Genomic DNA, 19731 nt, shown 5'->3' with positions numbered 1-19731 from the left:
AGACCTACGGACCTCTTTTCTTTTGGGCTAGAGGAAGCGCTCCAGCAGCTTGCGCGAGGCCCGGTCCAGCGTCTTCACATCCGGAATGCGGAACTGCACGCCGTGCGCACTTGCGATCAGCAATGCGCCGCCTTCGAGCCGGCGGATGTCCTCCTCGGCCTTGAGCACGAAGCTGGTCTCGCCGCGGTCGGTGCTGATGGTCCAGGTGCTGGGAACGCCGAAGCTCGACACGCCGTGCAGCTTCAGCAGCGTGGGCGCGAAGTCGCGCACCGCGAGGTCTTCCTCGAGCAGCGCCTTGGCCTGCGCCGGCAGCTGCTCGACGCTGTCGATCCAGACCAGCTCGCGCCCTTCGCTGCCGACCAGCGAGATGCCGTGGCCGGGCGCGCTCAGCGGAAAGGCCCGCACGGGCAAGATGCCGACGTGGCACTCGCCCTGGGCGTCGGTCAGCACGAGGCGGCCGAAGGCATCGCGTTCGAGTTCGAAAGATGGCGTGTTGTGGTCGGTCATGCGTCCCCCGCCGGATGAGCCGCGTGGCTGATAGCCAGCGGCGCCTGCGCGCTGGCGCGCTCGTCGGCAGCGCCTTCGCTCGCGTCGTCGTCGCCCTGGCGCAGCTGCGCTTGGTAGAGCCGCCAGTAGGCGCCCTGCTTCGCCATCAGGGCGTCGTGCGGGCCGACCTCGACGACCTCGCCGCGGTCCATGACCACGAGGCGGTCTGCCTTGCGCAGCGTCGACAGGCGGTGCGCGATGGCGATGGTGGTGCGGCCCTGCACGAGGTTGTCGAGCGCCTTCTGGATCTCCTTCTCGGTCTCGGTGTCCACGGCCGAGGTGGCCTCGTCGAGGATCAGGATGCGCGGGTCGATCAGCAGCGCGCGCGCGATGCTGATGCGCTGGCGCTCGCCGCCCGACAGGCCCTGCCCGCGCTCGCCCACCAGCGAGTCGTAGCCGTGCGGCAGGCGCAGGATGAAGTCGTGCGCATGCGCGGCGCGCGCGGCGGCCACGATTTCCTCGCGCGTGGCGTCGGGCTTGCCGTAGGCGATGTTCTGCGCGATGGTGCCGAAGAACAGGAACGGCTCCTGCAACACCAGCCCCACGTGCCGGCGGTAGTCGGCCACGGCGAAGCGGCGGATGTCGGTGCCGTCGACCTTGATGGCGCCGTCGGTCACGTCGTAGAAGCGGCAGATCAGGTTGACCAGCGTGCTCTTGCCCGAGCCGCTGTGCCCCACGAGGCCGATCATCTCGCCGGGCTCGATGGTCAGGTCGAGGTCGTGGATGACCGCGCGCGAGCCGTAGCGGAAGCCCAGTCCACTCATGTCGATGCGGCCCTGCACCCGCTCCACCTTCACCGGATTGGCCGGCTCGGGCACGTTGCTCACGTGGTCGAGGATGTCGAAGATGCGCTTGGCGCCCGCCGCGGCCTTCTGCGTGACCGAGACGATGCGGCTCATGGAGTCGAGCCGGGTATAGAAGCGCCCGATGTACGCGATGAAGGCGGTGAGCACACCCACCGTGATGCTTCCGCGCGCCACCTGCCAGATGCCGAAGGCCCAGACCACGAGCAGGCCGATCTCGGTGAGCAGCGACACGGTCGGCGTGAACAGCGACCAGGTGCGGTTGAGCTTGTCGTTGACCTGCAGGTTGTAGGCGTTGGCGACGCGGAAGCGCTCGGCCTCGCGGCGCTCCTGCGCGAAGGCCTTCACCACGCGGATGCCGGGAATGGTGTCGGCCAGCACGTTGGTCACTTCGGACCAGACGCGGTCGATCTTCTCGAAGCCGGTGCGCAGGCGGTCGCGCACGACGTGGATCATCCAGGCGATGAAGGGCAGCGGCACCAGCGTGACCACCGCCAGCAGGGGGTTGATGGAGATCAGGATGACCGCGGTCATCACGATCATCAGCACGTCGTTGGCGAAATCGAGCGCGTGCAGCGACAGGAAGACGTTGATGCGGTCGGTTTCGGAGCCGATGCGCGCCATCAGGTCGCCGGTGCGCTTGCCGCCGAAGTAGTCCAGCGGCAGGGTCAGCAGGTGCTCGTAGGTGGTGGTGCGCAGGTCGGCGCCGATGCGCTCGGACACCAGCGCCAGCAGGTAGGTGCGCGCCCAGCCCAGCCCCCAGCCGACCAGCGCCGCGATCAGCAGGCCGCCCAGGTACAGGCCCACGCGCATGGAATCGATCTTCTGCCCGTTCTGGAACGGAATCAGGATGTCGTCCATCAGCGGAATGGTCAGGTAGGGCGGCACCAGCGTCGCGGCGGTGGAGAACAGGGTCAGGAAGAACCCCGCGATCAGCTGCTTGCGGTAGGGCTTGGCGAAGCGGCCGAGGCGCAGCAGCACCCAGGTGGAGGGCGGGGTCTGGAGTTCGGCGTCGGTGGAATCCTCGCCCTCGGCAGTCTCCACGGCCTCGGGTGTCTCCTTGGCGACACCGCCCGCCATACGCTGGCCGAACAGCTTCATCAGCCGCAGCGCCGCGACCTGTCCGGCCAGGGTATAGCGCCACCGTGCGAGCCGTCCGGCGGGCCCCGCCAAGTCGAGGGTCCCGACGCCTGCATGGTCGGAAACGCGCATTTCCAAGGCCGCATCGGTTAGCGGCCACTCACGCCAAGTCCCATCGGGGTCGAGCGAAATCAGCTTCCGGTCAGTCAGGGCGACTAGGCCGGAAGCGAAGCGAAGTTGGTCGTCGAGGTCAACCGTCAGTGTTACCAGAACGTTTTCCGCGACTGCGAGGCGGTTTTTCAGTGCTTGCGCTGATGCCGCTTCTGTTTCGCCCTCCCGGGTGCCGACTGGATCGTGATGTTGCATTGTGTTTCTTTGACTCTTGCCCGTCGCGGGCCTCTTGGACCGCGTCATGGCGCCCCAGGTCGGGCGCCGATTCTGACCGATAGCCATGGGTGCGCTTGAAGGCGCCGTGGTGCTCGGCCAAAGCACATCGAACGTTTGCATGACCCGTTTCGACGACATCCGACTGCTGCGCATCAATTATTTGCGCGGCCCCAATCTCTGGACCTACCGTCCCGTACTCGAAGTCTGGCTCGACCTGGGCCAGCTCGAAGACTTCCCCTCCAACAAGATCGACGGTTTCACCGACCGCCTGACCGCCCTGCTGCCGGCGCTCATCGAGCACCACTGCGGCGTCGGCGAGCGCGGCGGCTTCATCCAGCGCCTGACCGAAGGCACCTGGTCGGGCCATGTGCTGGAGCACGTCGTCATCGAGCTGCTGAACCTGGCCGGCATGCCGACCGGCTTCGGCCAGACCCGCAGCACCTCGGAGCATGGCGTCTACCGCATGGTGTTCCGCGCCCGTGACGAGCAGGTCGCCCGCGTGGCGCTGGCCGAGGGCCACCGCCTGCTGATGGCGGCCATCAACAACGACCCGTTCACCGCCGCCGACGTGCAGAAGGCCGTCGACGCGGTCAAGGCCAAGGTGGAAGACTGCTACCTCGGTCCGAGCACCGCCGCCATCGTGGCCGCCGCCACCGACCGCGGCATTCCCCACATGCGGCTGAACAGCGGCAACCTGGTGCAACTGGGCTACGGCGCCAACCAGCAGCGCATCTGGACCGCCGAGACCGACTACACCAGCGCCATCGGCGAATCGATCGCCAGCGACAAGGAGCTGACCAAGTCGCTGCTCGCGAGCTGCGGCGTGCCCGTGCCCGAAGGCCAGGTGGTCGCCGACGCCGAGGAAGCCTGGGAAGCCGCCGAGGACATCGGCCTGCCCGTGGTCGTGAAGCCATCGGATGCCAACCATGGCCGCGGCGTGTCGCTCGAGCTGACGACCCGCGAGGAAGTCATGGCCGCCTTCGCGGTCGCCGAGCCCGAAGGCAGCGACGTGATGGTCGAGCGCTTCATCCGCGGCCACGAGCACCGCCTGCTGGTGGTGGGCGGCGAGGTGGTGGCGGCCGCGCGCGGCGAGATCATCACCGTGACCGGCGACGGCCAGGCCAGCGTGCGCGAGCTCATCGAAAAGCAGCTCAACAGCGACCCGCGCCGCGGCGCCGAGGAAGAGTTTCCGCTCGACGTGATCCTGATCGACACCGATGCCAAGCTGCAGCTCGAGCTCAAGCGCCAGGACCTGAGCGCCGACGCCGTGCCCGCCGCCGGCCGCGTGGTCACGATCCAGCGCAACGGCAACATGGCCAACGATTGCACCGACCTGGTGCATCCCGAGGTGGCCCACGCCGCCGTGCTGGCCGCCCGCGTGGTGGGCCTGGACATCGCCGGCATCGACCTCGTGGCGCAGGACATTTCCAGGCCGCTCGGCCCGCAGGGTGGCGCGATCGTCGAAGTCAACGCCGGCCCCGGCCTGCTGATGCACCTGAAGCCGGCCGTCGGCTCGCCGCGCCCGGTGGGCCGCGCGATCTGCGACCACCTGTTTCCCAACGACGCGCCCGGGCGCATTCCCGTGGTCGGCGTGGCCGGCTCGCGCGACACCGCCGTGCTGGCGCGCCTGGTGGCTTGGCTCATCAACCTGGGCGGGCGCCACACCGGCCTGGCCTGCCGCGACGGCCTGTTCCTCGAACGCCGCCGCGTCGACGCGCGCGACAGCGCCAACTGGGAAGCCGGCCACCGCCTGCTGGTGAACCGCGCCGTGCAGGCCGTGGTGATCGAGAACGGCGCCGAGACCATCCTGCGCGACGGTCTCCCGTACGACCGCTGCGAAGTCGGCATCGTCACCGACCTCGAAGGCTGCGAAGCACTGGCCGACTACGACATCACCGAGAGCGACCAGATGGTCAAGGTGCTGCGCACGCAGGTCGACGTGGTGCTGCCCGAGGGCACGGCCGTGCTGAACGCCGCCGACCCGCGCGTGGCCGGTCTCGCGCCGCTGTGCGACGGCGCCGTCATCCTCTATTCGGCCGACGCGCAGGCTCCCGCGCTCACGGCGCACCAGACCGCCGGCGGCAAGGCCGTGCTCGTGCGGCAGGACCGCGTGGTGCTGGCCAACGGCAGCAGCGAATCGTTCCTGCCGGGCCTCGGCCGCCTGACCGTGTGGCGCGCCACGCATGCCGGCGTGAGCCTCGAAAGCCTGCTGGCCGCCGTGGCCGCGGCCTGGGCCATGGGCATTCCGCTGAACCTGATCGGCGCCGGGGTCGAAGCCTTCGAGGCCGACCTGCAGGCCGCGCTGGCCTCGCTGCAGCTCTCGCAGACCCAGCCTCTCCAACCCCAATTTGCCTGAGGCCCCCGGCCCCGGCAGACAGTACCGTAGCTCTCGCAGCCCCATGAAAGTCACCCGCACCCGAGCCCTTCGCGGGCCCAATCTCTGGAGCCGCCATACCGCCATCGAGGCGGTCGTGGCCTGCCAGGGCGACGAGAACGCCATCAGCAAGCTGAGCGGCTTCGAAGACCGCCTGCGCGCCCGCTTCCCGACCATCGGCGAGCTGCACCCGATGGTGCTGGGCCAGCCGCTGGCGCTGGCCCACGTGCTGGAGAACGCCGCGGTCGCGCTGCAGGCGCAGGCCGGCTGCGCGGTCAACTTCGGCCACACCTCCCCCACCGTGGAAGAAGGCGTCTACCAGGTCGTGTTCCAGTACAGCGAGGAGGCCGTGGGTCGCCGCGCCGCCGAGCTGGCCGAGGAGTTGATCGTCGCCGCCCAGAACGACACGCCCTTCGACGCCGAAGCCGCCATCGCCGAACTGCGCGACCTCGACGAGTCGGAGCGCCTGGGCCCGAGCACCGGCTCCATCGTCGATGCGGCCGTGGCGCGCGGCATTCCGTACCGCCGCCTCACGCGCGGCAGCCTGGTGCAGTTCGGCTGGGGTTCCAAGCAGCGCCGCATCCAGGCCGCCGAAGTCGACAGCACCAGCGGCGTGGCCGAGTCGATCGCGCAGGACAAGGAACTGACGAAGCAGCTGCTCAACGCCGCCGGCGTGCCGGTGCCGCTGGGCCGCCCGGTGAGCAGCGCGGAAGACGGCTGGGCCGCCGCCAACGAGATCGGCCTGCCGGTCGTGGTGAAGCCGCAGGACGGCAACCAGGGCAAGGGCGTCACGGTCAACATCAACTCGCGCGAGGAACTGTTCGCGGCCTACGAATCGGCCGCCGTCTACGGCGAGGTGATGGTCGAGAAGTTCCTGCCCGGCTTCGACTTCCGCCTGCTGGTGGTGGGCGACCGCCTCGTGGCCGCCGCGCGCCGCGATCCGCCGCAGGTCATCGGCGACGGCAGCTCCACCGTGCGCCAGCTGGTCGACACCGTGAACCTCGACCCGCGCCGCGGCGAGGGCCACGCCACCTCGCTCACCAAGATCCGCCTGGACGACATCGCCATCGGCCGGCTCGAATCGCAGGGCCTCACGCCCGACAGCGTGCCCGCGCGCGGCCAGCGCGTGGTGCTGCGCAACAACGCCAACCTGTCCACCGGCGGCACCGCCACCGACGTGACCGACACCGTGCACCCCGAAGTCGCGGCGCGTGCCATCGACGCGGCGCAGATGGTCGGCCTGCACATCTGCGGCGTCGACATGGTCTGCGAGAACGTGCTGCGCCCGCTCGAGGAGCAGCACGGCGGCGTGGTGGAGGTAAATGCCGCGCCCGGACTGCGCATGCACATCTCGCCTTCGTTCGGCCGCGGCCGCGCGGTCGGCGAGGCGGTCATGGACACCCTCTTCGCCCACGGCGACGACGGCCGCGTTCCCGTGGTGGCCGTCACGGGCACCAACGGCAAGACCACCACCGCGCGCCTGATCAACCACCTGCTCGCATCGAGCGGCCTGCGCACCGGCATGACCAACACCGACGGCGTGTACGTCGACGGCCGCCAGACCGACAGCGGCGACTGCAGCGGCCCCAAGAGCGCGCGCAACGTGCTGATGCACCCCGACGTCGACGCGGCAGTGTTCGAAGTGGCGCGCGGCGGCATCCTGCGCGAGGGCCTCGGCTTCGACCGCTGCCAGGTGGCGGTGGTCACCAACATCGGCAGCGGCGACCATCTGGGCCTGAACTACATCACCACCGTGGAAGACCTGGCGGTGCTCAAGCGCGTGATCGTGCGCAACGTGGCGCCCGACGGCTACGCGGTGCTCAACGCGGCCGACGTCAACGTCGCCGCCATGGCGGCAGGCTGCCCCGGCAACGTGATCTTCTTCACCGCCGACCGCATGCATCCTGTGATGGCCACGCACCGCGCGCAGGGCAAGCGCACGGTGTACGTCGACCAGGACACGCTGGTGGCCGCCGAAGGCTCGTGGCGCGAACGCATTCCGCTGCGCGACGTACCCATCACGCGCGGCGGCAGCATCGGCTTCCAGGTCGACAACGTGATGGCCGCCGTGGCCGCGGCCTGGGGCGTGGGCCTCGACTGGGACACCATCCGCAGCGGCCTCGCGAGCTTCATGAACGACGCGGCCGGCGTGCCCGGGCGCTTCAACGTCATGGACTACCGCGGCGCGACCGTGATCGCCGACTACGGCCACAACACCGACGCTATGCGCGCGCTGGTGTCGGCCGTGGACACGATGCCGGCGAAGAAGCGCTCGGTGGTCATCAGCGGCGCGGGCGACCGGCGCGACTCCGACATCCGCGACCAGACGGCCATCCTCGGCCAGGCCTTCGACGACGTGATCCTCTACCAGGACGCGGCGCAGCGCGGCCGCGCCGACGGCGAAGTCATGGCGCTGCTGCGCCAGGGCCTGCAGGGCGCGGCCCGCACGCGCTACATCGACGAGATCCGCGGCGAGTTCGTGGCCATCGACGCCGCGCTGGCGCGCCTGCAGCCGGGCGATCTCTCGCTGATCCTGGTCGACCAGGTCGAGGAAGCGCTCGCTCACCTGGCCCAACGGATCGCAGCAGGCTGAAGCCGCGCTTGCCGGACATGTCCCACACGCTGGGGCGCGTCCGGCCCGGTTGGCGGCGTGCGGCTGTCCCACAGACCGCCGGCCGCCTCCCACAGCACACTGGGGCTCCAGTCACGCACCTCCTTGAGGGCGTGCCTTCACAGAGGAGCCCGCATGAGAAAAACCCTTCGTTCCGTTCTTTCCGCCACGGCCGCCTTCGCCGCCGGTGGCTTCATCGTCTTCGGCGCGCAGACGGCCAGCGCGCAGGCGCCGGGCAGCGACGCCCGCCTGCAGAAGGAGCGCGCCACCTGTGACGGCGTCCAGCAAGACCGTGCCGCCTGCCTGCGCGAAGCCGGAGCCGCGCGCCAGGAAGCGGCCCGCGGCGGCCTGACCAGCCCCAGCCCCGCGCGGGAGCAGGTCAATTCGCTGGCCCGCTGCAGCGAACTGCCTGCGGCCGAGCAACCGGCCTGCGAGGCGCGCATCAAGGGCGGTCCGCGCACCACCACCGAAGGCAGCGTGATGGGCGGCGGCGTGATCCGCGAGACCGTGACGCCCCTGCCGCCGCAGACAGTGCCGGCGCGCTGAATCGAATGAACCCGCCCAGATACGGGCGGTCCAATCTCTCCTGGTTATCCAGCTCACCTCAAGGAGTCATCCATGAAAAGCAACCCGCGTTCGATGCTCTTCGCCATGTTCGCCGCCGGGGCACTCACGGTTTCCGCAGCCGCTTCGGCCGCACCGCCGCAGCGCGGTGAATCGTCCAGCACCTACCAGCAGGAACTGGCCGTCTGCGGCCACAACCAGCAGGATCGTGCCGCCTGCATCCGCGAAGCCGGCGCCGCGCGCCAGGCCGCGGCACGCGGCGGCCTGACCAGCGCCCCCGACTACCGCGCCAATGCGCTCGCCCGCTGCGGCCTGCAGCAGCCTGCCGACCGCCCGGCCTGTGAAGCCCGCGTGCTCGGCAGCAGCGGCAACACCACGGCCAACGTCGACGGCAGCGTGATGGGCGGCGGCGTGATCCGCGAGTCGGTCACCACCACCATGGTTCCGGTGCCCCCGCCGGCCATGGCACCCCAGCCGATGCCGATGCCGCAGCCCATGCCGCAACCGATACCGATGCCCCGGCCCATGCCGGCGCCCATCCGTTGATCTAGCAGTCTTTCCACACAGGGGCATCGCCATTTCCCCCGGGAAGGCGATGCCCCTAATGTCATATTTCTGTCACAAAACGCCGCGGCGTGCTAGCTATAGTTCCCGGTCCCTGCCTACCGAGGAACTCTTTTTCATGAATGCCATCAAGGTCGCTCGCCGATTCATCGAAACGGACCCGGCCAACGATTCGGCCAAGATCCTGGCCCAGCTCGTGCTGGCTCTGGAGTCCGAACGAAGCTTCGAACTCATCACCCTCTACGAACTCGACTACAAGAGCTTCCAGCTCGCCATGGACATCCTGAAGGAGTGGCGCCTCGACCGCTACTACGCCAGCAAGTCCAAGCTGTTCGATCTGTCGCTGCAGGTCAGCGAACTCGAAAAGAGCAGCGAACCCAGGAAGAACGCACCCGAAGCCAAGGCCTGAGCGGCCCCGGCTTCCTTCCCACCCCTCTTCTCTTTTCTCTTTACTTCCCCCAACGCAGCACCATCGGATCGAGTCGCCTTGCGGTCTCGATCAGGCCGGCACGCGTGTCGGGGTGCATGGCCGGCAGGGGGTGGCGGGGCGCCTCGCAGGCGATCACACCGCCCTCCTTCATCAATGACTTGCAGGCCAGCAGCCCTGCCTGGCGGTTCTCGTAGTTGATGAGCGGCAGCCACTGCTGGTACAGCGCGAAGGCCTTGTCGCGGTCGCCCGAGCGGTGCGCCTCGATGATCGGGCGGATGCCGTCCGGATAACCGCCCCCCGTCATCGATCCGGTCGCACCGGCATCGAGGTCAGGCATCAGCGTGATGGCCTCCTCGCCATCCCACGGTCCCTCGATGGCGTCGCCGCCCAGACGGATCAGCTCCCGCAGCTTCGATGCGGCGCCGGGCGTCTCGATCTTGAAGTACGCCACCTGCTCGATCTCCTTCGCCATGCGCGCGAGGAACGGCGCCGACAGCACCGTGCCGCTGGCCGGCGCGTCCTGGATCATGATCGGGATGCCCACCGCGTCCGACAGCCGCGCGTAGAACTCGTAGATCTGCGGCTCGGGCACGCGGAAGGTCGCGCCGTGGTAAGGCGGCATCACCATCAGCATCGCGGCGCCCATGTCCTGCGCACGGCGGCTGCGCTCGGCGCAGACCTTGGTGCTGTAGTGCGTGGTGGTCACGATCACGGGCACGCGGCCCTTCACGTGTTCGAGGATGGTTCGGGTCAGCACCTCGCGCTCCTCGTCGGACAGCACGAACTGCTCCGAGAAGTTCGCGAGGATGCAGAGCCCGTCCGAGCCCGCGTCGATCATGAAGTCGACGCAGCGCTTCTGGCTTTCGAGATCGAGCGCGCCCTGTTCGGTGAAGGTGGTGGGCACCACCGGGAAGATGCCGCGGTATCTGGGGGTCATGGTGATAAATCAGTGTGAGTGGCGGGGAACGGCGGCGCCTCTGCAGCCGACGAGAAAATCGAAGTCGCAGCCCTCGTCGGCCTGCAGCACATGGTTGACGTAGAGCTTCTGGTAGCCGCCGCCGCGCGTGCTCATCGGCTGCGCGTCCGAAGCCGACAGCGAAGCCAGCCGCGCGGCCAGCTCCTCGTCGCTGATGTCCAGATGCAGGCGCCCTGCATCGCAGTCGAGCTCGATCCAGTCGCCGTCGCGCACCGCGGCCAACGGCCCGCCGTCGGCCGCCTCGGGCGCGACGTGCAGCACCACGGTGCCGTAGGCCGTGCCGCTCATGCGCGCGTCCGAGATGCGCACCATGTCCTTCACCCCCTGGCGCAGCAGCTTCGGCGGCAGCCCCATGTTCCCGACCTCGGCCATGCCCGGGTAGCCCTTGGGCCCGCAGTTCTTCAGAACCATCACGCAGCTGGCGTCGATGTCCAGGTCTTCGTCGACGATGCGCTCCTTGTAGTGCTCCAGGTTCTCGAACACCACCGCCCTGCCCCGATGCTTCAGCAGCTCCGGCGACGCGGCCGAGGGCTTGAGCACCGCGCCGCGCGGCGAGAGATTGCCGCGCAGGATGCGGATGCCGCCATCGGCGATCAGCGGCTTGTCGATCGGGCGGATCACCTCGTCGTCGAGGCTGGGCGCATCGCGCACGTTGTCCCAGATCGACTGGCCGTTCACCGTCAGCGCATCGGGATGCGGCAGCAGCCCGTTCTCGCCAAGCCGGCGCAGCACCGCCGGCAGGCCGCCCGCGTAATAGAACTCCTCCATCAGGAAGCGCCCCGAAGGCATCAGGTCGACGATGGTCGGCGTGTGGCTGCCGATGCGCGTCCAGTCCTCCAGCTCCAGATCGACGCCGATGCGCCCGGCGATCGCCTTCAGGTGGATCACCGCGTTGGTCGAGCCGCCGATAGCCGCGTTCACGCGGATCGCGTTCTCGAAGGCCTCGCGCGTGAGGATCTTCGACAGCGTGAGCCCCTCCTTCGCCATCTCCACCGCGCGCATGCCCGACATCTGGGCGAGCACGTAGCGCCGCGCGTCGACCGCCGGAATCGCCGCGTTGTGCGGCAGCGAGGTACCCAGCGCCTCGGCCATGCAGGCCATGGTCGAGGCCGTGCCCATGGTGTTGCAGGTGCCTGCCGAGCGCGACATGCCGCCTTCGGCCGAGAGGAACTGGTGCAGGTTGATCTCGCCCGCCTTCAGCGATTCGTGCAGCTGCCACACGGCCGTGCCGGAGCCGATGTTCTTGCCCTCGAGCTTGCCGTTGAGCATCGGCCCGCCGGTGACCACGATGGCCGGGATGTCGCAGCTGGCCGCGCCCATCAGCAGCGCGGGCGTGGTCTTGTCGCAGCCGGCGAGCAACACCACCGCATCAACCGGGTTGCCGCGGATGGCTTCTTCCACGTCCATGCTGGCGAGGTTGCGCGTGAGCATCGCGGTCGGCCGCAGGTTCGATTCGCCGTTGGAGAACACCGGGAACTCCACCGGGAAGCCGCCCGCCTCCGAGATGCCGCGCTTCACGTGCTCGGCGATCTTGCGGAAGTGCGCGTTGCAGGGCGTGAGCTCCGACCATGTGTTGCAGATGCCGATGATCGGCCGGCCGTCGAATTCGTGGTCCGGAATGCCCTGGTTCTTCATCCAGCTTCGATACATGAAGCCGTTCTTGTCGGCCGAGCCGAACCATTCGGTCGAGCGCAGTTTCTTCGGAGGGGTGTCCGGCATGCGAGTTGTCCTGAGGGGAGAGAAAGGAAAAAAGAAGGTCAGCGCCGTGGCGTGCGCGACGTGAAGAAGCGCTGCAGCAGGCAGAACACGAACAGCAGCGCTCCGACGACGATGCGCGTCCACCACGAGCTCAGCGTGCCGTCGAAGGAAATGAGCGTCTGGATGATGCCCAGCATCAGCACGCCGAAGAGCGTGCCCGCCACGTAGCCCACGCCGCCGGTGAGCAGCGTGCCGCCGATCACCACCGCCGCGATGGCGTCGAGCTCCAGCCCGACCGCATGCAGGCCGTAGCCCGAGAGCATGTAGAAGGTGAAGATCACGCCCGCCAGCGCCGAGCAGAAGCCCGAGAGCGTGTACACGCCGATGAGCGTGCGGCGCACCGGCAGGCCCATGAGCACCGCCGACTGCTCGCTGCCGCCGATGGCGTACACCGCGCGCCCGAACGGAGTGCAGTGCGCGAGAAAGATCGCCGCCAGCAGCACCGCGATGGCGATCACCGCGCTGATCGACACCGAGGCCTCGCCCCACACCGGAATGCGGATCTGCGAGACCTCGGAGTAGAACTCGTTGGTGATGCTGATCGAATCGATGCTGATGAGGTAGCAAAGCCCGCGCGCCAGGAACATGCCCGCGAGCGTGACGATGAAGGGCTGCAGCCTGAAGCGCTCGATGAGCACCCCCATGAAGGCGCCGAACGCCGTGCCCATCGCGAGCACCAGCGGAATCACGATGCCGGGGCTCCAGCCGTGCTTCTCCACCAGCGAGGCCGACACCATGGTGGTGAGCGCGATCACCGAGCCCACCGACAGGTCGATGCCGCCCGAGAGGATCACGAAGGTCATGCCCACCGCCACGACGATGAGGAAGGCGTTGTCGATCAGCAGGTTGAGGAAGACCTGCGCCGAGAAGAAGCCGTCGTAGAAGACCGAACCCAGCGTGGCCACCAGCACGAACAGCGAGACGGTCGCCGCCAACGGCAGGTACTTGGGATTGAGCCCCCTCTTGCCCCCTCTCCCGCGCGCGGGAGAGGGTTGAGGCGAGGGTGCAGCATCGATCACCGCGCTCATGCCCGTCCTCCTTCATGCACCGGCCGCTGCACCAGCGTGCGCACCTGCGACCTGAACTCCGGCGACTGCAGCAGCATCACCACGAACACCACGCCCGCCTTCACCACGAGGTTGATCTCGGGCGGCACGCCCAGCGAGTAGATCGCGTAGGTGAGCGTCTGGATGATGAGCGCGCCGATCACGCTACCCACGAGGCTGAAGCGCCCACCCGTGAGCGCGGTGCCGCCCAGCGTCACCGCGAGAATCGCGTCGAGCTCGATGAGCTGCCCCGCGTTGTTGCCGTCCGCGCTCTTCACGTTGGAGCTGATGAGAAGCCCCGCCACGCCCGCGCAGGCCCCGCAAAAGGCATAGGCGCCCACGATCAGCCGCCGCGCCTGCACGCCCGCCACGCGCGCCGCCGTCGGGTTGATGCCCACCGCCTGGATGAAGAGCCCCAGCGCCGTGCGCGTGATCGCCAGGTACAGCAGCGCGAACACCGCCGCCACGATGAACAGCGAGAACGGCAGCCCCAGCAGGTAGCCGCTGCCGAGGAAGAAGAAGGGCTTGTAGTAGATGGTGATGATCTGCCCGTCGGCGATCAGCTGCGCGATGCCGCGCCCCGCCACCATCAGGATCAGCGTCGCGATGATCGGCTGCATGCCCACCTTGGCCACCAGCAGGCCGTTCCACAGCCCGCACACCAGCGCGATGCCGATGGCCGCGAGGATCGCAAGCGGCATCGGGAATCGGCTCGTGTCGCTGGACACCGAGCCGCCGATCATCCAGGCCGCGAGCGCAGCTGCGATGGCCACCACGGCGCCCACCGAGATGTCTATGCCACGGGTGGCGATCACCAGCGTCATGCCGAGCGACACCAGCACCAGCGGCGCTGCGCGGTTGAGGATGTCGACGAGGCTGCCGTAGAGATGGCCGTCGCGCCATTCGAGGTGCAGGAAGCTGGCGTTGAAGGCGGTGTTCACTGCGAGCAGGAGCAGCAGCGTGACGATGGGCCAGGCGAGGCGATGGCGCATCGCAGCCGCCAAGCGATTGTTTTCGGCGTTGGTCATGACAGTTGCTCCACCGAGGCGGTCTTGCCCCCTCTCCCGCTTGCGGGAGAGGGTTGGGGTGAGGGTGTGGCCTGAACCGGAGCACCTTGCTTTTCGAAAGCCGATGCCCTCACCCTAGCCCTCTCCCGCAAGCGGGAGAGGGGACAACACGAAAACAGGGTCGCCATCACGTCGCCGCAATCATTTCGTACACCTCATCCTCGGTCGAGCCGCCCGGCAGCTCGCCCACCTTCTTCCGGTCGCGCAGCACCACGATGCGATGCGCCACGCGCACTACCTCGCTCATCTCCGAGGAGATGAAGATCACCGCCATGCCGGCCTTCGCGAGCCGCAGGATCTCTTCCATGATCTCCTGCTTGGCCGCCACGTCGATGCCGCGCGTGGGCTCGTCGAGGATCAGCAGGCGCGGTTCGGTCGCGAGCCAGCGCGCGATCACGGCCTTCTGCTGGTTGCCGCCCGAAAGCAGCCCGATCGGCGTCTCGACGCTCGCCGTCTTGATGCCGAGCGACGCGACGAACTTCTCCGCCATCGCCGTCTGCTCCGCGTGCGAGAGAAAGCGCTTCGTGCCCAGCCGCGCCTGCAAGGCCAGCGCGATGTTCTCGCGCACCGACAGCTCGGCGACGATGCCGTCCGTCTTGCGTTCTTCCGGACACAACGCCAGGCCTTCGCGGATCGCGTCGGCCGGATTCGAGAAGCTCACGCTGCGGCCATCGACCTTGAGCACGCCGCGGTCCGGCGTCTCCAGCCCGAACAGCAGCCGCGCCAGTTCCGTGCGGCCCGCGCCCAGCAGGCCCGCGATGCCGACGACCTCGCCCGCGCGCACGCGCAGGTCGGTCGCCTGCAGCTGGCCCGCCTGCCCGAGCCCCTCGATCTGCAGCAGCGCAGGCGCGGCCTCGTCGAACGAAGGCAGCGCGGCCGGCCGCGCCGACTGCGCCGCGAGCTCACGTCCGAGCATCGCCGCGATCAGCGCCTGCGGCCCGAGGTCGGCCGCCTTCCACTCGCCGATCCACGCGCCGTTGCGCAGCACCGTGATGCGGTCCGACACCGCGTACATCTGGTTGAGGAAGTGCGTCACGAAGACGATGGCGAGCCCCTCGGCGCGCAGCCGCCGCAGCACGTCGAAGAGCTTCTCGACCTCGTCGTCGTCGAGACTGGAGGTGGGCTCGTCGAGGATCAGCACCTTCGACGACACGCCCAGTGCCCGTGCGATGGCCACCATCTGCTGCACAGCCACCGAGTGGCTCGACAGCAGCCGCGTCACGTCGATGTCGAGCCCGATGCGCGCCAGCAGCTCCTCGGCGCGCCGGTTCACCGCGGCCCAGTCGATGCGAAAGCCCTGCGCCGCGCCCTTGCGGGGATAGCGCCCGGCGAACACGTTCTCAGCCACCGAAAGGTTCGGGCACAGGTTCACTTCCTGGTAGACGGTGCTGATGCCGAGCTTCTGCGCCTCCAGCGGCGAATGCGCGCGGATCGGCCTGCCCTCGAGCAGCATCTCGCCGCCGCTGGACGGCAGCACGCCCGTGAGCACCTTGATCAGCGTCGACTTGCCAGCGCCGTTCTGCCCCATGAGCGCGTGGATCTCACCCGGATACAGGTCGAGCCGCACGTCGCGCAGCACCGGGATGCCACCGAATTGCTTGTGGATGCCCCGGAGCTGGAGAACGGGGCTGGTGGCGCTTGCGTCTGCCATGTGCTGCCCGTCACTTGTTCTTGTTGTAGACGTCGATGAACACCGCCGCCAGCAGCACCAGTCCCTTGATGACCTGCTGATAGTCGATGCCGATGCCGAGGATCGACATGCCGTTGTTCATCACGCCCATGATGAAGGCGCCGATCACCGCGCCCATCACCTTGCCCACGCCGCCCGAGGCCGAAGCGCCGCCGATGAAGCAGGCCGCGATCACGTCGAGCTCGAAGCCCAGGCCGGCCTTTGGCGTGGCCGTGTTGAGCCGCGCCGCGAACACGAGGCCGGCCAGCGCCGCCAGCGCGCCCATGTTCACGAAGGTGAGGAAGGCCAGCCGCTGAGTCTTCACGCCCGACAGCCGAGCCGCCTTCTCGTTGCCGCCCAGCGCGTAGATGCGCCGGCCGACGGTGGTGCGGTTGGTGACGAAGTCGTACACCACGATCAGCACCGCCATCACGATCAGCACGTTGGGCAGGCCCTTGTAGGTCGACAGCAGGTAGCTGAAGAACAGGATGATGGCCGCGAAGAACAGGTTCTTCACCAGGAAGAAGGCGTAGGGCTCCTGCTCCATGCCGTGCGCCGCCAGCTTGGCGCGCCCGCGCATCTTGAAGAACACCAGCGCCACGGCGGCCAGCGCGCCCACGATCAGCGAGGTGGTGCGGAAGGCGTCGCCGCCCAGCGGATCGGGAATGAAGCCCGAGCTCAGACGCTGGAACTCCACAGGAAACGGCCCCACCGACTGCCCCGCCAGCAGCGCAAGCGTCAGCCCCTTGAACACCAGCATGCCCGCGAGCGTGACGATGAAGGACGGGATCTTTCGGAAGGCCACGAACCAGCCCTGCGCCGCGCCGATGATCGCGCCCGCGAGGATGCTCACCAGCGCCGTCGGCACGAAGTGCCAGTCGTACTCCACCATCAGCACCGCCGCCAGCGCGCCGATGAAGCCGCACACCGAGCCCACCGACAGGTCGATGTGCCCCGCCACGATCACCAGCAGCATGCCCAGCGCCATGATGACCACGTAGCTGTTCTGCAGCAGCAGGTTCGTCAGGTTCAGCGGCCGCAGCAGCGTGCCGTCGGTCAGCACCTGGAACAGCACCATGATCGCGACCAGCGAGATCAGCATGCCGTATTCGCGCAGGTTGTTCTTCAGGAAACCGGCATGCAGCTTCGCGGCTGCGCCCTCCTGTACCGGCACCGCCGGTTTCGCCACGTTGACTTCAGGATGCGACATGGACGGAACTCCCCGAACTCACGATGGCATGCATGATGCGCTCCTGAGAGGCTTCTGAAGCCGGAAACTCGGCGACGAATCGCCCCTCGTTCATCACGTAGATGCGGTCGCACATGCCGAGCAGCTCCGGCAGTTCGGAAGAAATCATGAGAATGCCCTTGCCCTCGCTGGCAAGCCTGTCGATGATGGTGTAGATCTCGTACTTGGCGCCCACGTCGATGCCCCGCGTGGGCTCGTCGAGGATCAGCAGCTCGGGCTTCGTGAAGAGCCATTTGCTCAACACCACCTTCTGCTGGTTGCCGCCGGAAAGGTTGACCACCAGCTGCTCGATGCCCGAGCAGCGGATGTTGAGCGCCTTGCGGTACTCGTTGGCCACCTTGAACTCGCGCCCGTGGTCGATCACCGACCTGTCGGCAATCGCATCCAGGTTCGCGAGGCTGATGTTCTTGCGGATGTCTTCCTCCAGCACCAGCCCGAGCCCCTTGCGGTCTTCGGTGACGTAGGCGATGCCCTGGTCGATGGCCTTGCGCACCGTGCTCACGTCCACCGGCTTGCCGTGCATGAACACCGAGCCGCTGATGCGCTGGCCGTAGGAGCGGCCGAAGATGCTCATGGCCAGCTCGGTGCGGCCCGCGCCCATGAGGCCCGCGATGCCGACGATCTCGCCCTGGCGCACGTTCAGGCTCACGCCCTTGATCTGCTCGCGGTCGGCGTGCAGCGCATGGTGCACGCGCCAGTCGCGCACCTCGAACACGGTGCTGCCGATCTTCGGGTCGCGCTGCGGATAGCGGTGCGCCATGTCGCGCCCGACCATGCCGCGGATGATGCGGTCCTCGCTGATGGGCTGGCCGCGGCAGTCCATGGTCTCCACGGTCGCGCCGTCGCGCAGCACGGTGATCGAGTCGGCCACCTTGGCGATCTCGTTGAGCTTGTGCGAGATGAGGATCGACGCGATGCCCTGGCGCTTGAGCTCCAGCAGCAGCATCAGCAGCGCGTCGCTGTCGTTCTCGTTGAGGCTGGCGGTGGGCTCGTCGAGGATCAGCAGCTTCACCTCCTTGGCCAGCGCCTTGGCGATCTCGACGAGCTGCTGCTTGCCCACGCCCAGGTCGGTCACCAGCGTGGTGGGCGGCTCCTTCAGGCCTACCTTGGCAAGCAGCTCGCGCGTCTTCGCATAGGCGGCGAACCAGTCGATCACGCCCGCGCCGCTGGCGATCTCGTTGCCGAGGAAGATGTTCTCGGCGATGGACAGCAGCGGCACCAGGGCCAGCTCCTGGTGGATGATGATGATGCCGAGCTTCTCGCTGTCGGCGATGCCCCTGAAGCGGCGCTCCTCGCCCTCAAAGAAGATCTCGCCGGTGTACGAGTCGCACGGGTAGACGCCGCTCAGCACCTTCATGAGCGTCGACTTGCCCGCGCCGTTCTCGCCGACCACCGCGTGGATCTCCCCGGCGCGCACGCTGAGGTTGACGTTGCTCAGCGCCTTCACGCCAGGGAACGTCTTGGTGATGCCGCGCATCTCGAGGATGGCGCCGGCACCGTCGCTGCTGCCCTGCATGCTCACTTGATCTGGCTTTCCTTGTAGTAGCCGCTGTCCACCAGCACCTGCTTCCAGTTCGACGCATCCACGCTCACGGGCTTGAGCAGGTACGAAGGCACGACCTTGATGCCGTTGTTGTAGGTCTTGGTGTCGTTCACCTCGGGCGTCTTGCCCGAAAGCATCGCGTCCACCATGGCGACCGTCACCTTGGCCAGCTCGCGCGTGTCCTTGAACACGGTCGAGGTCTGCTCCTTGCGCAGGATCGACTTCACCGAGGGGATCTCCGCGTCCTGCCCCGACACCACCGGCATCGGCTGCGAGGCCGAGCCGTAGCCCACGCCCTTGAGCGACGAGAGGATGCCGATGGAAAGGCCGTCGTACGGCGAGAGCACCGCGTCGACGCGGTCCTTGGTGTAGAAGGCCGACAGCAGGTTGTCCATGCGCGCCTGCGCCACCGCGCCGTCCCAGCGCAGCGTGCCGACCTTGTCCATGCCCATCTGCTTGCTGCGCACCACCAGCTTGCCGCTCTTGATGTAGGGGTCGAGCACCGACATCGCGCCGTTGTAGAAGAAGAAGGCATTGTTGTCGTCGGGCGAGCCGCCGAAGAGCTCGATGTTGAACGGGCCCTTGCCGCTCTTCAGGCCCAGCGCCGCCTCGATCGACTGCGCCTGCAGCACGCCGACCTGGAAGTTGTCGAAGGTGGCGTAGTAGTCGACGTTCTTCGAGCCCTTGATGAGCCGGTCGTAGGCGATGACCTTCACGCCCTTGTCGGCCGCCTTCTGCAGCACGTCCGACAGCGTGGTGCCGTCGATGGCCGCGATGACCAGCACCTTCGAGCCCTTGGTCACCATGTTCTCGATCTGCGCGAGCTGGTTGGGAATGTCGTCTTCGGCGTACTGCAGGTCGGTCTTGTAGCCCTTGTCCTTGAAGTACTTGACCATGTTGGCGCCGTCGGCGATCCAGCGCGCCGACGACTTGGTGGGCATGGAAATGGCGATCAGGCCCTTGTCCTGCGCGTTGGCCAGCGGAGCGAAGCCGACGATGGCCAGTGCGATGCCGGCCAGCGATGCCTTGAGGAAGTTGCGTTTCATGGTGCTAGTAAATCCGTC

15 protein-coding genes are annotated in these 19731 nt (G+C 67.9%); 5 read left to right on the top strand and 10 right to left on the bottom strand.

Translation table 11 applies throughout. The features are described 5' to 3' along the window. Positions 1-27: 27 nt before the first annotated feature. Both ABL844_RS05825 and ABL844_RS05820 read right to left on the bottom strand, forming a co-directional pair. Complete coding sequence (locus ABL844_RS05825) at positions 28-507, bottom strand: DUF1854 domain-containing protein (protein ID WP_418130744.1); 480 nt, start codon at positions 505-507, stop codon at positions 28-30. Further along, on the bottom strand, positions 504-2795 hold the full coding sequence (locus ABL844_RS05820; RefSeq protein WP_126025656.1) for an ABC transporter ATP-binding protein: 2292 nt from the start codon (positions 2793-2795) through the stop codon (positions 504-506). Before ABL844_RS05820 ends, ABL844_RS05825 begins: the two co-directional genes overlap by 4 nt. Before the next feature lie 139 nt (positions 2796-2934). Here ABL844_RS05820 and cphA (ABL844_RS05815) point away from each other — a divergent pair, with 139 nt between their 5' ends. The 5 genes from cphA (ABL844_RS05815) (at position 2935) to ABL844_RS05795 (ending at position 9338) form a co-directional block, all read left to right on the top strand. Then, complete coding sequence (cphA, locus tag ABL844_RS05815; RefSeq protein WP_418130743.1) at positions 2935-5172, top strand: cyanophycin synthetase; 2238 nt, start codon at positions 2935-2937, stop codon at positions 5170-5172. A 43-nt stretch (positions 5173-5215) separates the two neighbouring features. Next, positions 5216-7783 (top strand): cyanophycin synthetase, encoded by a 2568-nt coding sequence (gene cphA / locus ABL844_RS05810; protein WP_126025654.1) that lies wholly within the window; start codon positions 5216-5218, stop codon positions 7781-7783. Positions 7784-7936: 153 nt separating this feature from the next. Continuing rightward, the gene (locus tag ABL844_RS05805; RefSeq protein WP_369659508.1) at positions 7937-8347 is read left to right on the top strand and encodes a hypothetical protein; all 411 of its coding nucleotides are present in this window, start codon (positions 7937-7939) and stop codon (positions 8345-8347) included. Between the two features lie 72 nt (positions 8348-8419). Next, on the top strand, positions 8420-8911 hold the full coding sequence (locus tag ABL844_RS05800) for a hypothetical protein (RefSeq protein ID WP_418130742.1): 492 nt from the start codon (positions 8420-8422) through the stop codon (positions 8909-8911). A 136-nt stretch (positions 8912-9047) separates the two neighbouring features. Next, positions 9048-9338, top strand: coding sequence for a hypothetical protein (locus ABL844_RS05795; protein WP_126025651.1), 291 nt, complete (start codon positions 9048-9050; stop codon positions 9336-9338). A gap of 40 nt (positions 9339-9378) precedes the next feature. Here ABL844_RS05795 and ABL844_RS05790 read toward each other — a convergent pair whose 3' ends face one another. The 8 genes from ABL844_RS05790 to chvE form a co-directional block, all read right to left on the bottom strand. Further along, the gene (locus ABL844_RS05790; protein ID WP_184634943.1) at positions 9379-10296 is read right to left on the bottom strand and encodes a dihydrodipicolinate synthase family protein; all 918 of its coding nucleotides are present in this window, start codon (positions 10294-10296) and stop codon (positions 9379-9381) included. A gap of 9 nt (positions 10297-10305) precedes the next feature. Further along, the gene (locus ABL844_RS05785; RefSeq protein ID WP_418130741.1) at positions 10306-12054 is read right to left on the bottom strand and encodes an IlvD/Edd family dehydratase; all 1749 of its coding nucleotides are present in this window, start codon (positions 12052-12054) and stop codon (positions 10306-10308) included. 38 nt (positions 12055-12092) lie between these two features. Next, positions 12093-13121 (bottom strand): galactofuranose ABC transporter, permease protein YjfF, encoded by a 1029-nt coding sequence (yjfF, locus tag ABL844_RS05780; RefSeq protein ID WP_418130740.1) that lies wholly within the window; start codon positions 13119-13121, stop codon positions 12093-12095. Continuing rightward, entirely contained in the window at positions 13118-14167 is a 1050-nt protein-coding gene (locus ABL844_RS05775) for an ABC transporter permease (protein ID WP_369659513.1), read from the bottom strand. Before ABL844_RS05775 ends, yjfF begins: the two co-directional genes overlap by 4 nt. 166 nt (positions 14168-14333) lie before the next feature. Further along, complete coding sequence (locus ABL844_RS05770; RefSeq protein ID WP_418130739.1) at positions 14334-15857, bottom strand: sugar ABC transporter ATP-binding protein; 1524 nt, start codon at positions 15855-15857, stop codon at positions 14334-14336. A 10-nt stretch (positions 15858-15867) separates the two neighbouring features. Next, the gene (gene mmsB, locus ABL844_RS05765) at positions 15868-17085 is read right to left on the bottom strand and encodes a multiple monosaccharide ABC transporter permease (protein ID WP_418119259.1); all 1218 of its coding nucleotides are present in this window, start codon (positions 17083-17085) and stop codon (positions 15868-15870) included. Further along, the gene (gene mmsA / locus ABL844_RS05760; RefSeq protein WP_418131878.1) at positions 17072-18640 is read right to left on the bottom strand and encodes a multiple monosaccharide ABC transporter ATP-binding protein; all 1569 of its coding nucleotides are present in this window, start codon (positions 18638-18640) and stop codon (positions 17072-17074) included. Before mmsA ends, mmsB begins: the two co-directional genes overlap by 14 nt. A 2-nt stretch (positions 18641-18642) precedes the next feature. Beyond that, complete coding sequence (chvE, locus tag ABL844_RS05755; RefSeq protein WP_184634931.1) at positions 18643-19713, bottom strand: multiple monosaccharide ABC transporter substrate-binding protein; 1071 nt, start codon at positions 19711-19713, stop codon at positions 18643-18645. Between the last annotated feature and the right edge of the window lie 18 nt (positions 19714-19731).

The sequence above is a fragment of the Variovorax sp. 278MFTsu5.1 genome (assembly GCF_048305045.1).
GTDB classification, from domain to species: Bacteria; Pseudomonadota; Gammaproteobacteria; order Burkholderiales; family Burkholderiaceae_C; genus Variovorax; species Variovorax guangxiensis.
This window is presented reverse-complemented; position numbering and strand designations above follow the sequence as displayed.